The organism is Luteipulveratus halotolerans (assembly GCF_001247745.1).
GTDB classification, from domain to species: Bacteria; Actinomycetota; Actinomycetes; order Actinomycetales; family Dermatophilaceae; genus Luteipulveratus; species Luteipulveratus halotolerans.
Map to the genome: position 1 here is coordinate 1,706,882 of NZ_LAIR01000002.1, position 14,436 is coordinate 1,721,317.

Annotated in this window: 14 protein-coding genes; 5 read left to right on the plus strand and 9 right to left on the minus strand. The window is 69.5% G+C overall.

Annotated features, from left to right (window positions below; all coding sequences use genetic code 11):
- Position 1: 1 nt before the first annotated feature.
- From VV01_RS08755 to VV01_RS08790, 8 genes are all read right to left on the minus strand, one after another.
- The gene (locus tag VV01_RS08755) at positions 2-1,351 is read right to left on the minus strand and encodes a cysteine desulfurase (protein ID WP_050669545.1); all 1,350 of its coding nucleotides are present in this window, start codon (positions 1,349-1,351) and stop codon (positions 2-4) included.
- A 4-nt stretch (positions 1,352-1,355) separates the two neighbouring features.
- Positions 1,356-2,117, minus strand: a complete 762-nt coding sequence (gene sufC, locus VV01_RS08760; protein ID WP_050669546.1) for a Fe-S cluster assembly ATPase SufC — start codon at positions 2,115-2,117, stop codon at positions 1,356-1,358.
- A 14-nt stretch (positions 2,118-2,131) separates the two neighbouring features.
- On the minus strand, positions 2,132-2,485 hold the full coding sequence (locus VV01_RS08765) for a non-heme iron oxygenase ferredoxin subunit (protein ID WP_050669547.1): 354 nt from the start codon (positions 2,483-2,485) through the stop codon (positions 2,132-2,134).
- A gap of 1 nt (position 2,486) precedes the next feature.
- A complete protein-coding gene (gene sufD, locus VV01_RS08770) occupies positions 2,487-3,677 on the minus strand; it encodes a Fe-S cluster assembly protein SufD (protein WP_050669548.1) in 1,191 nt (396 codons plus the stop codon).
- Positions 3,677-5,095 (minus strand): Fe-S cluster assembly protein SufB, encoded by a 1,419-nt coding sequence (sufB, locus tag VV01_RS08775; RefSeq protein WP_050669549.1) that lies wholly within the window; start codon positions 5,093-5,095, stop codon positions 3,677-3,679. Before sufB ends, sufD begins: the two co-directional genes overlap by 1 nt.
- Positions 5,092-5,880, minus strand: coding sequence for a helix-turn-helix transcriptional regulator (locus tag VV01_RS08780; protein ID WP_407942908.1), 789 nt, complete (start codon positions 5,878-5,880; stop codon positions 5,092-5,094). Before VV01_RS08780 ends, sufB begins: the two co-directional genes overlap by 4 nt.
- Before the next feature lie 68 nt (positions 5,881-5,948).
- A complete protein-coding gene (locus VV01_RS08785; protein WP_269431144.1) occupies positions 5,949-6,902 on the minus strand; it encodes a glycoside hydrolase family 3 N-terminal domain-containing protein in 954 nt (317 codons plus the stop codon).
- Between the two features lie 24 nt (positions 6,903-6,926).
- Positions 6,927-7,127, minus strand: a complete 201-nt coding sequence (locus VV01_RS08790; RefSeq protein WP_050669551.1) for a twin-arginine translocation signal domain-containing protein — start codon at positions 7,125-7,127, stop codon at positions 6,927-6,929.
- Between the two features lie 129 nt (positions 7,128-7,256).
- On the opposite strand from VV01_RS08790, the gene VV01_RS08795 reads away from it, so the two are divergent.
- From VV01_RS08795 to VV01_RS08805, 3 genes are read left to right on the plus strand one after another with little or no spacing between them, the layout of a single operon-like run.
- The gene (locus VV01_RS08795) at positions 7,257-7,964 is read left to right on the plus strand and encodes an ABC transporter ATP-binding protein (protein WP_050669552.1); all 708 of its coding nucleotides are present in this window, start codon (positions 7,257-7,259) and stop codon (positions 7,962-7,964) included.
- Entirely contained in the window at positions 7,961-8,704 is a 744-nt protein-coding gene (locus VV01_RS08800; RefSeq protein WP_050669553.1) for an ABC transporter permease, read from the plus strand. Before VV01_RS08795 ends, VV01_RS08800 begins: the two co-directional genes overlap by 4 nt.
- Positions 8,705-8,750: 46 nt before the next feature.
- A complete protein-coding gene (locus tag VV01_RS08805) occupies positions 8,751-9,656 on the plus strand; it encodes a COX15/CtaA family protein (RefSeq protein ID WP_050669554.1) in 906 nt (301 codons plus the stop codon).
- Positions 9,657-9,981: 325 nt separating this feature from the next.
- Here the strand turns inward: VV01_RS08805 and VV01_RS08810 are convergent, their stop codons facing one another.
- Complete coding sequence (locus tag VV01_RS08810; protein WP_197275169.1) at positions 9,982-10,938, minus strand: heme o synthase; 957 nt, start codon at positions 10,936-10,938, stop codon at positions 9,982-9,984.
- A 193-nt stretch (positions 10,939-11,131) separates the two neighbouring features.
- On the opposite strand from VV01_RS08810, the gene tkt reads away from it, so the two are divergent.
- Together tkt and tal are read left to right on the plus strand one after the other, a co-directional pair.
- A complete protein-coding gene (tkt, locus tag VV01_RS08815; protein ID WP_050669556.1) occupies positions 11,132-13,288 on the plus strand; it encodes a transketolase in 2,157 nt (718 codons plus the stop codon).
- Between the two features lies 1 nt (position 13,289).
- A complete protein-coding gene (tal, locus tag VV01_RS08820) occupies positions 13,290-14,435 on the plus strand; it encodes a transaldolase (protein WP_050669557.1) in 1,146 nt (381 codons plus the stop codon).
- The last annotated feature ends 1 nt before the right edge of the window (position 14,436 follow it).

The window sequence follows — 14,436 nt, forward strand, 5'->3', positions numbered from 1 at the left end:
GTCAGGCTCCCTTCGCGATGCCGAACACCTCGGGCACCCGGTCGAGCGCCTCGAGGAAGGTCTGGATCTCCTCGACGGTGTTGTACGCAGCCACGCTGGCGCGGCTGCTCGCCGTCACCCGCATCCGGCGGTGCAGCGGCCACGCGCAGTGGTGGCCGGTGCGTACGGCGACGCCCGAGTCGTCGAGGATCTGGCCCACGTCGTGCGGGTGTACTCCGTCGACCTCGAAAGCGACTGCGCCAGAACGGTTCTCGGCCTTCAGCGGTCCGAGGACGCGTACCCACGGGCGCTCCGCGAGACCGTCGAGCAGCACCTTGAGCAGCTCGACGTCGTGGGCGCGCACCCGGTCCATGCCGATCGCGTCGAGGTAGTCACAGGCCACGCCGAGGGCGACCGCCTGCGCGACCACCGGCGTACCGGCCTCGAAGCGCTGCGGGGGCGGGGCGTAGGTCGTGCCCTCCATCCGGACGGTCTCGATCATGGAGCCACCGGTGATGAACGGCGGCATCGCCGCGAGCAGCTCGGGACGCCCCCACAGGACGCCGATGCCGAGCGGACCGAACATCTTGTGGCCGCTGAACGCGAGGAAGTCGACCCCGAGGTCGGCGACGTCGACCGGCAGGTGCGGCACCGACTGGCAGGCGTCGAGCACGGTCAGCGCACCGACGGCCTTCGCACGCTCGACGAGTGTGGCGACCGGGTTGATCGTGCCGAGCACGTTGGAGACGTGCGCGAAGGCGAGCACCTTGGTGTGCTCGTTGACCAGCTCGTCGAGATCGGTCAGGTCGAGACGGCCGTCGTCGGTGAGGCCGATCCAGCGCAGCGTGGCGCCGGTACGACGCGAGAGCTCCTGCCACGGCACGAGATTGGCGTGATGCTCCATCTCGGTCACGACGATCTCGTCACCCGGGCCGAGGCGCAGCCGGGCCGCCACCTCGGGGTCGACACCGTCGAGGGCGCCGTCGAAACCGGCGTTGCTGAACGCGTAGGCCACCAGGTTGATCGCCTCGGTGGCGTTCTTGGTGAAGACGATCTCGTCGGTCTGTGCACCGACGAACCGGGCCACGCGCTCACGCGCGTGCTCGAACTCGTCGGTGGCCTCCTCGGCGAGCTGGTGAGCACCCCGGTGGACTGCGGCGTTGTGCTGCTCGTAGAAGCGGCGTTCGGCGTCGAGGACGACGGCGGGCTTCTGCGACGTGGCGCCGGAGTCGAGGTAGACCAGAGGACGGTCTGCCCGGACCGTACGACGCAGCAGCGGGAAGTCGGCGCGGATGCGCTCGACCTCTGCGGCGCTCAAGGCCCCACCGGACGCGGAACCCGCGGCCGGTGAGGCGTCGTACGTCGTGGTCATGGGATCAGGCCTTCGCAGCCTGGACGTAGTGGTCGTAGCCCTCGGCCTCGAGGCGGTCGGCCAGCTCGGGGCCACCCTCCTCGGCGACCTTGCCGTCGACGAAGACGTGCACGAAGTCGGGCTTGATGTACTGCAGGATCCGCGTGTAGTGCGTGATCAGCAGGACGCCGACGTCCGTGCTCTCCTTGGCGCGGTTGACGCCCTCGGAGACGATACGCAGCGCGTCGACGTCGAGGCCGGAGTCGGTCTCGTCGAGGATCGCGATCTGGGGCTTGAGCAGCTCCATCTGCAGGATCTCGTGGCGCTTCTTCTCGCCGCCGGAGAAGCCCTCGTTGACGTTGCGCTCGGCGAAGGCCGAGTCCATGCGCAGGTTGTCCATGGCGCCCTTGACGTCCTTGACCCAGGTGCGCAGCTTGGGGGCCTCGCCGTCGACCGCGGTCTTCGCCGTACGCAGGAAGTTGGACACCGTGACGCCCGGGACCTCGACGGGGTACTGCATCGCCAGGAAGAGCCCTGCCCGCGCCCGCTCGTCGATCTCCATCGCCAGCACGTCCTCACCGTCGAGGGTGACGGTGCCGCTGGTGACGGTGTACTTGGGGTGGCCGGCGATGGAGTACGCCAGCGTCGACTTGCCCGAGCCGTTGGGTCCCATGATCGCGTGGGTCTCACCGGACTTCACGGTCAGGTTGACGCCCTTGAGGATCTCCTTGGTGCCGTCCTCGACGTCGACCGAGACGTGCAGGTCGCGAATCTCCAGAGTTGCCATTGCTTTTCGGTCCTTCAGTTCGTGGTCTGGGGGGTCGTGGAGACGTAGACGTCGTCGCCCTCGACCTTGACGGGGTAGACGGCGACAGGCTGGGTCGCCGGGAGTCCGGTGGGCTCACCGGTGCGCAGGTCGAAGCGCGAACCGTGCAGCCAGCACTCGACAGTGCAGCCGTCGACCTCGCCCTCGGACAGCGACACGTTGGCATGGCTGCAGGTGTCGTCGACCGCGTGCACCTGGCCCTCGGAGTCGACGACGATCGCGACCCGCTGACCCTCGATGTCGGCCAGCGCAGCACCCTCGGTCGCGGGCAGCTCACCGCGTGCGCACACGCGCACGAACTCGTCGGTCTCAACAGCGTTGTCGCTCATGTCACTCCCCCGCCTGAGCGAGCTCGACCTCGATCGCCTGCATCACCGTCTCGACGATCTCGGGCACGCCGATCTTGTGGACGACATCGGCGAAGAAGCCGCGCACGACCAGGCGTCGCGCCTCGACCTCGGGGATGCCGCGCGCCATCAGGTAGAACAGCTGCTCGTCGTCGAACCGGCCGGTCGACGACGCGTGACCCGCACCTGCGATCTCGCCCGTCTCGATCTCCAGGTTGGGCACCGAGTCGGCGCGCGCGCCGTCGGTGAGCACCAGGTTGCGGTTGAGCTCGTAGGTCTCGATGCCCTCGGCCTCGGCGCGGATCAGCACGTCTCCGACCCACACCGTGTGGGCGGTGTCGCCCTGGAGCGCACCCTTGTAGGTGACCAGCGACGTGCACCGCGGCGCGTTGTGGTCGACGAACGAGCGGTGCTCCAGGTGCTGACCCGAGTCGGCGAAGTAGACGCCGAGCAGCGTCGCGTCACCGCCGGGGCCGTCGTAGCGCACGTTGCTGTTGACGCGCACGATGCCACCGCCGAGGCTCACGACGATGTGACGGTAGGTCGCGTCGCGGCCCACCTGAGCGTCGTGCTGACCGAGGTGGTTGGCGTCGTCGTCCCAGCGCTGCAGCGACACGACGGTCAGGTTGGCTCCGTCGCCGACGATCACCTCGAGGTTGCCGACGTGGTCGGACGAACCGGTGTGGTCGAGGATCAGCAGGCCCTTGCTGTGATGCTCGGCCTCGACGACGTAGTGAGCGTTGCTGCGCCGGCCGGCGCCGTTGCCCCGGATGTCGAGTCGCAGCGGCTCGGCGTACTCCTGCTCGGCCGCAAGCCTGATGTGCAGGGCCTCGGCCACGTTGGCCGAGCCGACCACCGCGGCGCGGTCGGCCGGCGTGAGGACGGTGCCGCGGGGCGCCTGACCCGGGGCCAGCGCGGACTGCACGAGCGGTTCGAGGGACGCCGACACGTCGTACGACACGGCGTCGCCGTCGGTGGCCTCGTCGGCCAGGAGGCCGCTCAGCCGGTCGACCGGGGTGAAACGCCACTCCTCCTCGCGGCCGCTCGGCACCGGGAAGTCAGCGACGTCGAACGACGTCGTGCGCTCTGCACGCGACTGGTCCGGGATGACCGCACCACTGGCTGCAGCGCCAGGGTCGGTGTGGGTCTTGGCGTCGGGGGTCAGAAGCGACATCAGCCGACGGCTCCTTCCATCTGCAGCTCGATGAGGCGGTTCAGCTCGAGGGCGTACTCCATGGGCAGCTCACGGGCGATCGGCTCGACGAAGCCGCGCACGATCATCGCCATGGCCTCCTCCTCGGTGAGACCGCGGCTGCGCAGGTAGAACAGCTGGTCCTCGCTGACCTTGGAGACGGTCGCCTCGTGGCCCATCTGCACGTCGTCCTCGCGGACATCGACATAGGGGTAGGTGTCGGACCGGCTGATCTGGTCGACCAGCAGCGCGTCGCACACCACCGAGGACTTGGAGTTGCTGGCGCCCTCGAGGATCTGGACCAGACCGCGGTACGACGTCCGGCCGCCACCGCGGGCCACCGACTTGCTCACGATGGTCGAGCTGGTGTTGGGAGCGGCGTGCACCATCTTGGAGCCGGCGTCCTGGTGCTGGCCCTCGCCCGCGAACGCGATCGAGAGGGTCTCACCCTTGGCGTGCTCCCCCATCAGGAAGACGGCCGGGTACTTCATGGTGACCTTGGAGCCGATGTTGCCGTCGATCCACTCCATCGTCGCGCCCTCCTCGCAGGTGGCGCGCTTGGTGACGAGGTTGTAGACGTTGTTGGACCAGTTCTGGATGGTCGTGTAGCGCACCCGGGCGTTCTTCTTCACGACGATCTCGACGACCGCGGAGTGCAGCGAGTCGGACTGGTAGATCGGGGCGGTGCAGCCCTCGACGTAGTGCACGTACGAGCCCTCGTCGGCGATGATCAGCGTCCGCTCGAACTGGCCCATGTTCTCGGTGTTGATGCGGAAGTACGCCTGCAGCGGGATGTCGACGTGGACGCCCTTGGGCACGTAGATGAACGAGCCACCGGACCACACGGCAGTGTTGAGCGCGGCGAACTTGTTGTCGCCCGGAGGGATGACCGAGCCGAAGTACTCCTTGAAGATGTCCTCGTGCTCGCGCAGGCCGGTGTCGGTGTCGACGAAGATGACGCCCTTCTCCTCCAGGTCCTCGCGGATCTGGTGGTAGACGACCTCCGACTCGTACTGCGCTGCGACGCCGGCGACCAGGCGCTGCTTCTCCGCCTCGGGGATGCCGAGCTTGTCGTAGGTGTTCTTGATGTCCTCGGGCAGGTCCTCCCAGGAGGTCGCCTGCTTCTCGGTGGACTTCACGAAGTACTTGATGTTCTGGAAGTCGATGCCGGTCAGGTCGCTGCCCCAGGTCGGCATGGGCTTCTTGTCGAACAGCCGCAGCGACTTCTTGCGCAGGGTGTTCATCCACTCCGGCTCGTTCTTGCGAGCGGAGATGTCGGTGACGACGTCCTCGGACAGGCCACGCCGTGCGGAGGCACCCGCGGAGTCGCTGTCGGCCCAGCCGTACTCGTAACGGCCGAGGTCCTTCAGTCCGGGGTTGAGCTCTTCGATGGTGCTCATCGCGGATCCCTTTCTGTGCTGTCGGGGGAGGTCGATGGTGTGCTCGCGCCGGCACGCGGCACGTCGGGAAGGGGGACGAACGTGGTGCAGACGTGCTCGCCGTGAGCGAGCGACGCAAGTCTTTGGACGTGAACGCCGAGGACGTCGGAGAACATTTCCGCCTCGGCCTCGCACAGCTGGGGGAACTCCGCGGCGACGTCGCGCACCGGGCAGTGACCCTGGCACAGCTGGACGCCTGCGAGCGGTGTGCCCGTGGCGACCGGACGCGCCGAGGCGGCGTACCCCTCGCGCCGCAGGCCGGCCGCCAGCGCCGCCGTGCGGTCGCCGATGTCGTCACCGGCCGCGTCCAGCTCGCGGGCCAGGCGCTCGGCGAGCTCACGCGCCCGCTGCTGGGCGTAGGCCGTGACCGCGCCGGAGCCGGCGTGCTCGGCGAGGAACCGCAGGACGTCGGCCGCCAGGGAGTCGTAGTCCTCACGCAGGTCGGTGTGGCCGGCCTCGGTGAGGACGTAGGCGCGCGCGGGGCGGCCACGGCGACGCGCACCGGTGGCGGCCTTCTCGTGCTCCTCGAGGAGCCCGGCGTCGGCGAGGCAGTCCAGGTGGCGGCGTACGGCGGCCGGAGTCAGTCCGAGACGACCGGCGAGCTCGGCGGCGGTGATGGGGCCGTGCTCGGAGACGGCCTGCTTGACCCGGTCACGAGTGCGGGTCTCCAGGCCCGTGGGTGTCGCGCGATCACGGTCGGCCGGGACGGAGCCCGCCGACGGCGACTGACCGCGCGACAAAATCACAACACCAGTGTGACCTAAATGCCTGAGTGCCCTCCAGGAAGGTAGGCCTTACCCCACAGTCGACCGGGTCAGCAGCCGCCGATGAGGCCTCGCGCAGCCTTGCGCAGCAGCACGCGGTTGCAGCTGGCCTGCACGATCCGCCGGAACGACGCGTCGCTGCGGGCGCGCGCGAGGACGGCGTTGTACATCTCGGTGACCACGTTCGCGTTGACCGTCAGAATCATCGTGCCGCCGCTGAGGAGGAACCACACCGCTCGGGTGCCCGGCGCCCACGGCGAGACAGCCTTGGCGTTGCCGAGGTCGTCGGAGATGACGATCCCGTTGTAGCCGTGCTGTCCACGCAGGACCTGGGTGATGATCTTGTACGAGAAGCAGGCCGGGGCGTGAGCGTCGATGTTGCTGTAGATGGCCGACGACATCATCACCATGCCGGCGCCGGCGTTGACCCCGGCCAGGAACGGGTTGACGTACGAGCTGAACGACCCGTTCAACGTCATCTTGGTGTCACGGACCCCGACCGTGGTGTCGGTGTTGGCGGTGACCAGCCCGAGCCCCGGGAAGTGCTTGACCGAGGTCTCCACCCCGGCCTGACTCATGCCCCGCAGGAACGCACTGCCCTTGTCGGCCACCTGTGCGGTGCTGTAGCCGAACTCACGGTGGTAGTAGCCGATCGGCTTGTTGTAGGGCGCGTACGCCGCGCTCGGCACGGTGTCCATCACCGGGGCGAGGTTGACGTTGATGCCGCTGCCGTGCAGCTGCTGGCCCCAGGTACGCGCCGAGGACTGCAGCGTGCTCGAGTCCCACGTGCCCTGGGTGAGCGCCGTCGGCATGGTGCTGTAGCCGCTGCCCCGCAGCACCTGCACGTTGCCGCCCTCCTGATCGGTGCCGATGAACAGCGGGACCGAGTCGGTGGACGCGGCCGTCACCCGCGCGCGCAGGGCCGCCGTCACCGCGGAGGTCGTGCTCGTCCCGGAGGTGCTGCGCCCGGTGAGCATGACGTTGCCGATGTGGCGGTACGTGATGTGGTTGAGGACGGTGCTCGAGGCCTACGTGGCCGGCGTCCCGACCATGAACAGCTGGCCGACCTGCTGCTCGAGGGTCATGCGGTCGCGCCGGTGGGCCGCCACCTCCCAGGCCGCACAGGCCATCGCGGGCGAAGCGCCGAGCGCCGCCAGCCCGCCTGCGGCTCCGAGTCCGAGCAGCACACTGCGCCTGCTGGGTGTGATGGACGTCAACAGCTCACTCACGACGATCCCCCGGTCTCGTTCGATGTGTCTCGTAGGACGACGTCCGGCGGCGCCTCGAGGTTGCCTCCCGCGACCTGTGCGCCACCCGTCGGTCCGAGCACTGCTCTCATCAACTTACACTTGGCCCTCGTGACCGAGACCGTGATTGTGCGCGAGCTGCGCCACCGGTACGGCTCCACTCAGGCGCTCGACGGCATGAGCTGGTCCGCCGAGCACGGCGCCGTGACCGCGATCCTCGGGCCCAACGGTGCCGGCAAGACCACGATGATCGAGATGGCCGAGGGCCTTCGTCGACCGTCCGAGGGTGAGGTCCGGGTCCTCGGCTGCGATCCCTGGCACGCCGACGCCGCCCATCGCGCGCGGGTCGGCGTCATGCTGCAGGACGGTGGTCTCCCGGGCGGCACCCGTCCCTCGCGACTGCTCCGTCATCTCGCCCGGATGTACGCCTCCCCCGCCGACGTCGACGCCCTGGTCGCGCGGCTCGGCATCGGTGACTTCGACCGTACGACGATGCGCCGCCTCTCCGGCGGTCAACGCCAGCGGGTGGCACTCGCGGCCGCTCTCGTCGGACGCCCGGACGTGCTCTTCCTGGACGAGCCCACCGCGGGCCTGGATCCCCACGCCCGCCGCGACGTGTGGCGGCTCATCCGTGAGACGCGTGACGCGGGTGTCACCGTGGTCGTGACCACCCACTCGTTCGAGGAGGCCGAGCGCCTGGCCGACCGGGTGGTCGTCGTCGCGCGAGGCCGCGTGGTCGCGAGCGGCAGCGTCGCCGAGGTCGCCGGCACGCACACCCTCGAGGAGAGCTACTTCGCGCTCACCGAGGAGGTCCGATGACCGCCGCGCCCGCAGCCCAGCGCGTCCGCGCACAGGCGGGCTTCGAGACCCGCACCGTCCTCACCAACGGTGAGCAGCTGCTCGTCTCGATCCTGCTTCCCGCACTGGCGCTGATCGGGCTCGTCGTCTCCGACGTCCCCGACCTCGGCGCCGGCCGACGTGTCGACATCGCCGTCCCCGGCGTCATCGCCCTCGCCGTGGTGTCGACGGCGTTCACCGGTCAGGCCATCGCGACCGCGTTCGACCGCCGGTACGGCCTCCTGCGCCTGCTCGGCGTCACTCCCCTGGGACCAAGCGGACTCCTCGCCGGCAAGGCCGTCGCAGTGCTGTCGGTCATCGCGATCCAGACCGTCCTGCTGGGCGCGCTCGGCATCGGCTTCGGCTGGCGCCCTCACTGGGCCGGTCTGCCGGTCGCGCTGCTGCTCATCGTCCTCGGCGCCTGGGCATTCGTCGCGCTGGCGCTGCTGCTCGCAGGGGCGCTGCGGTCCGAGGGCGTGCTCGCGGTCGCCAACCTGATCTGGGTGCTGCTGCTGCTCGGCGGCGGGCTGCTCCTGCCCAGCCGTGAGCTACCGACGGGCCTGGCCGACGTCGTACGACTGCTGCCGTCAGGCGCGCTGGGCGACGGTCTGCGTGCGGCGCTCGCCGAGTCCGGCTCGGTGTGGCAGCCGCTCGCCGTGCTGCTCGTGTGGGCGCTCGCGTCGTCCGCGGTGCTGTCGCGGGTGTTCAGCTGGTCGGACTGACCGGCCCGCGCGTTCGAGCCCGATCGTGGCCGCCTACCCTCTTGGGGTGCTACCCACCCCCGCAGACCGACCGACCAACCCCTGGCTGCGGCGGCTCTTCTGGCTCAACCTCGTCGTCGAGGTGCTCATCGTCATCACCGGTGGGCTGGTCCGCCTCACCGGCAGCGGTCTGGGGTGCCCGACCTGGCCGCGCTGCACCGACGACTCGCTCACACCGCAGCGACACGAGGCGCTCGGCATCCACACCTACATCGAGTTCGGCAACCGCACCCTGACGTCGGTCGTCGGCGGCGTGGCCCTCGCCCTGCTCATCGCGACCTGGCGCTGGGCCCCGCACCGCAAGGGCCTGCGCCTGCCGATCGCGCTGGTCGTCCTCGGCGTCGCGGCGCAGGCCGTGATCGGCGGCATCTCGGTGCACATGGACCTCAACCCGGTCATCGTCGCTGCTCACCTGCTCGTGTCGATGCTGCTGGTCATGGCGTCGGCCTGGCTGGTGTGGCGCGAACGCGAGGGCGACGGCGCAGCCGAGCCCGTCGTACGCCGCGAGGTGAGGCTGCTGTCGTACGCCGTCGCGGCCCTGGCTGCGGTCATCCTCGCGCTGGGCACCATGGTCACCGGCTCCGGACCGCACTCGGGCGACGCCGACCAGCCGGCCCGCCTGGACATCGACCCGCGCACGATCTCCTGGCTGCACGCCGACACGGTGATGCTCTTCGTCGGCCTCGTCGTCGCGGTCCTCGTCGCCGTACGCCTGACCACGGACGACCGGGTCGCTCACCGGGCGTGGTTCGCGCTGCTGCTCGTCACGCTCGCGCAGGGTCTCGTCGGCTACACGCAGTACTTCACGGGCCTGCCCTGGGTGATCGTGCTCGTGCACATGCTCGGTGCCTCACTGCTCGTCGTCGCGACCACGTGGGCCGTGCTGAGCCTGCGCCACCGCCCCAGCGCCTGACCGGGTCAGGCCCGGCGACAGGGCTCCTCCTGACCTGACACGACCTGCAGCACGTGTCAGGTCAGCGCACCCGCGAGCCGGGCCGACCGTATGGTCGCACGTGGGATGCAGGATCTCGTCGTCGACCGCCGGATCGGAGTCCGCAGGGTCGGGACACGCGGCGTAGGGACCAGTCGTTTTGCCCGCGCGCCAGTCGGCGTACTTCGGACTGCGTCAGGACGCCGGACCGCGCGAGGACCTTGGTGGGCCCGAGAACGCCCGGGTGCACACGCCACGACGGCCGGGCGTCGGCGCCTGGAACCGGATGTACGTGGCTCTCGACCGGTCAGAGGGCGAAGTGCAGGAGCGGGTCGACCGCGACGCCGATGAACAGCAGCGTCAGATAGCTGATCGAGTAGTGGAACAGCCGCATCGGCCGCAGCACCGCGTTGGACGCGTGCGACTTCGCGCGGGCCAGGAGCTTGTGCGCCTCGAGCAGGAACACCCCGCCGCTCACGACCGCGGTCAGCAGGTAGATCCAGCCCATGTCACCGACCGGCACCAGCGCGAGCGAGGTGGCCACCGTCGCCCAGCTGTAGAGGACCACCTGCCGCGCCACCGCGACGTCCTTGGCGATGACGGGAAGCATGGGTACGCCGGCCTCGGCGTAGTCGTCGCGGAAGCGCATCGACAGCGGCCAGTAGTGCGGCGGCGTCCAGAAGAACACCACGAGGAACAGCACCAGCGCCGCCCAGGAGAGCGAGTTGGTGACCGCCGACCAGCCGATGAGCACCGGCATGCAGCCGGCGACGCCGCCCCAGACGATGTTCTGGGACGTCCGGCGCTTGAGCAGCACGGTGTAGAAGCCGACGTAGAGCACGTTGGCGGCCAGCGAGAGGCCCGCGGAGAGCCAGTTGACCAGGAGGCCGAGCCAGAGGCTGGAGATGATGCCGAGGGCGATGCCGAAGATCAGGGCGTTGCGCGGCGAGATCGCACCGGTGACCAGCGGCCGGCCCTCGGTGCGGTGCATCTTGGCGTCGATGTCGCGGTCGAGGTAGCAGTTCAGCGTGTTGGCCGAACCCGCCGACAGCGAGCCACCGATGAGCGTGGCCACGATCAGCCAGACGTCCGGCACACCACGCTCGGCGAGGAACATGACCGGAAAGGTCGTGACGAGCAGCAGCTCGATGATGCGCGGCTTGGTCAGCGAGACGTAGTCGGCCACGACCTGTCGAGGCGAACGCTCCTGCCGAGCCTCGGGCGTCTGCGACGTCCCTCGTGCGGCGGTGGAGCGCGGCTCGATGGCGGTCACGGTGTCCTTCGGGGGCTGGCGATGCGGCTGCTGGTCATGACAGGCGTGCCGTGGCCGCTCGGCTACGACACGCTGTCGTTGACGCACAGTCTAGCCACGCGGAGGGCACACTCCCGCACGGCACCACCTGCGGTCTAGGCTCGAACCGAAACACCGTTGCTCGAGTGCGAAGGAGCACCCATTCGTGAGTCAGGACCAGCAGGAGAGCACCGTGGGACAGCGTGACCCCAGTCTCGCGCCACCCGTCGTCACCGAGACCGGCTGGACCGACCTCGACGTCCGCGCGGTCGACACCGTGCGCGTTCTCGCCGCCGACGCGGTGCAGAAGGTCGGCAACGGCCACCCCGGCACCGCGATGAGCCTGGCGCCGCTGGCGTACCTGCTCTATCAGAACGTCATGCGCGTCGACCCGAGCGACCCCGAGTGGTTCGGCCGGGACCGCTTCGTCCTGTCGTGCGGCCACTCCAGCCTGACCCAGTACATCCAGCTGTACCTCGCCGGCTACGGCCTCGAGCTGGACGACCTCAAGGCCCTGCGCACCTGGGGCTCGCTCACGCCGGGTCACCCCGAGGTGCACCACACCAAGGGTGTCGACATCACGACCGGCCCGCTCGGGTCCGGCCTCGCCTCCGCGGTCGGCATGGCGATGGCCCAGCGCCGTCAGCGCGGGTTGTTCGACCCCGAGGCCGCGCCCGGTGAGAGCCCGTTCGACCACCACGTCTACGTCATCGCCTCCGACGGCGACATCATGGAGGGCGTCACCTCCGAGGCGTCCTCGCTCGCCGGCCACCAGGAGCTCGGCAACCTCACCGTCATCTACGACGAGAACTCCATCTCGATCGAGGACGACACCGACATCTCCTTCTCCGAGGACGTCGCGAAGCGCTACGAGGCGTACGGCTGGCACACCGAGGTCGTCGACTGGCGCGTCTCGCACCAGAACGGCGGCTACGTCGAGGACGTCGACGCGCTGCTCGCGGCGATCGAGTCCGGCAAGAAGGTCACCGACAAGCCGACCATCGTCGTGCTGCGCACGGTCATCGGCTGGCCGGCTCCCACCAAGCAGGACACCGGCGCAGCCCACGGCTCGGCCCTCGGTGACGACGAGGTCGCCGCCACCAAGAAGCTCCTCGGCTTCGACCCCGAGCAGACCTTCGAGGTCAGCGACGAGGTCATCAGCCACACCCGTCAGGCCACCGAGCGTGGCCAGCAGGCGCACGCCGAGTGGCAGAAGTCGTACGACGCATGGCGGGCCGCACACGCCGACCGCGCCGAGCTGCTCGACCGGGTCCTCGCCCACCGGCTCCCGGACGGCTTCGCCGAGGCGTTCCCGACCTTCGAGGCCGACGAGAAGGGCATCGCGACCCGTGCGGCGTCCGGCAAGGTGCTCGGCGCGCTCGCGCCGGTCCTGCCCGAGCTGTGGGGTGGCTCCGCCGACCTCGCCGGCTCCAACAACACGACCATGGAGGGCGAGCCGAGCTTCGTGCCTGCCTCCAAGCAGACGAAGTCCTGGTCGGGTGGCCCGTACGGCCGCACCCTCCACTTCGGCATCCGCGAGAACGCCATGGGCATGATCCTCAACGGCATCGCGCTCGAGGGCCTCACCAAGCCCTACGGCGGCACGTTCCTGGTCTTCTCCGACTACATGCGCCCCGCCGTCCGGCTGGCCGCGATCCAGCAGCTGCCCGTCACCTACGTATGGACGCACGACTCGATCGGCGTCGGCGAGGACGGCCCGACGCACCAGCCGATCGAGCACCTCGCGGCGCTGCGGGCGATCCCCGGGCTCGACGTCGTACGACCCGGTGACGCCAACGAGACCGCCGTCGCCTGGCGCACCATCCTGGGCCACGTCGACCACCCGGCCGCCCTGGCGCTGACCCGTCAGGCGCTGCCGACTCTGGACCGCACGGAGTACGCGTCGGCCGACGGCGTCGCCAAGGGCGGTTACGTCCTCGCCGACGCCGACAAGGACACGCCTGACGTCATCCTGGTGGCCACGGGGTCCGAGCTCAGCCTCGCGGTCGAGGCCCGGAAGACGTTGAAGGACAAGGGTGTTGACGCTCGTGTGGTGTCGATGCCGTGCCGTGAGTGGTTCGCTGCTCAGGACCAGTCCTATCGTGACGAGGTCCTCCCGCCCGCTGTCAAGGCGCGCGTGAGCGTCGAGGCGGCCACGCCGTTCGGCTGGCACGAGATCGTCGGCGACGCAGGCCGGGTCATCGGCATCGACCACTTCGGCGCCTCGGCCGACGCCAAGACGCTGTTCGAGAAGTTCGGCTTCACCGCGGACGCCGTGGTGCAGGCCGCCCAGGAGTCCATCACGGCAGCAGGAGGCAACTGACATGGCCACCACCAACCCGCGCATCAAGGCGCTGTCCGATGTGGGCGTCTCGATCTGGCTGGACGACCTCAACCGCCCGATGATCGGCTCGGGTGACCTGCAGAAGCTCATCGACGAGCAGGACGTCGTCGGGGTCACCACCAACCCCACGATCTTCGCGTCCGCGCTGAAGGACGGCACCGCCTACAACGAGCAGGTCAAGCAGCTCGCCGACCAGGGCGCAGGCGTCGACGACGCCGTCTTCGCGATCACCACCGAGGACGTGCGCAACGCGTGCGACGTGATGCGCCCGGTGTACGACGCGACCGATGGCCAGGACGGACGGGTGTCGATCGAGGTCGACCCGCGACTGGCGCACGAGACGCAGAAGACCGTCGAGATGGCCAAGCAGCTGTGGCAGACGGTCGACCGCCCCAACGTGATGATCAAGATCCCGGCCACGGTCGAGGGCCTTCCCGCCATCACCCAGGTGCTGGCCGAGGGCATCAGCGTCAACGTCACACTGATCTTCAGCCTCGAGCGCTACCGCGGGGTCATGAACGCGTTCCTCACCGGCCTGGAGCAGGCCCGTGAGGCGGGCAAGGAACTCCCGTCGATCCGTTCGGTGGCCTCGTTCTTCGTGTCTCGCGTCGACTCCGAGATCGACAAGCGGCTGGACGCCATCGGTTCCGACGAGGCGAAGGCCCTCAAGGGCAAGGCAGGTGTCGCCAACGCCCGGCTCGCCTACCAGGCCTACGAAGAGGTCTTCGGCACCCCGCGCTGGCAGACGCTCGCCGACGACGGCGCGCACACCCAGCGGCCGCTGTGGGCCTCCACGGGAGTCAAGGACCCGGCGTACCCCGACACGATGTACGTCGTCGAGCTGGCGGCCCCGGACACCGTCAACACGATGCCGCCCAAGACTCTCGAGGCGCTCGCCGACCACGGCGAGGTCAAGGGTGACGCCGTCACGGGGTCGTACGACGACGCCAAGACGGTGCTCGACCAGCTCGAGCAGCTCGGCGTCAGCTACGCCGACGTCGTGGCCGTACTCGAGACCGAGGGCGTCGAGAAGTTCGAGAAGTCGTGGGACGAGCTCCTCGCCAGTGTCGAGGGAGAGCTGACCACGGCCGGAGGCAACGCCGACTACGCCACTCAGGAGGCCTGAG

Bases quoted from the DNA above. Each gene is read 5' to 3' on its own strand.
- VV01_RS08755 (WP_050669545.1), bottom strand. From the start codon at position 1,351: ATGACCACGACGTACGACGCCTCACCGGCCGCGGGTTCCGCGTCCGGT.
- sufC (WP_050669546.1), bottom strand. From the start codon at position 2,117: ATGGCAACTCTGGAGATTCGCGACCTGCACGTCTCGGTCGACGTCGAG.
- VV01_RS08765 (WP_050669547.1), bottom strand. From the start codon at position 2,485: ATGAGCGACAACGCTGTTGAGACCGACGAGTTCGTGCGCGTGTGCGCA.
- sufD (WP_050669548.1), bottom strand. From the start codon at position 3,677: ATGTCGCTTCTGACCCCCGACGCCAAGACCCACACCGACCCTGGCGCT.
- sufB (WP_050669549.1), bottom strand. From the start codon at position 5,095: ATGAGCACCATCGAAGAGCTCAACCCCGGACTGAAGGACCTCGGCCGT.
- VV01_RS08800 (WP_050669553.1), top strand. From the start codon at position 7,961: ATGACCGCCGCGCCCGCAGCCCAGCGCGTCCGCGCACAGGCGGGCTTC.
- tal (WP_050669557.1), top strand. From the start codon at position 13,290: ATGGCCACCACCAACCCGCGCATCAAGGCGCTGTCCGATGTGGGCGTC.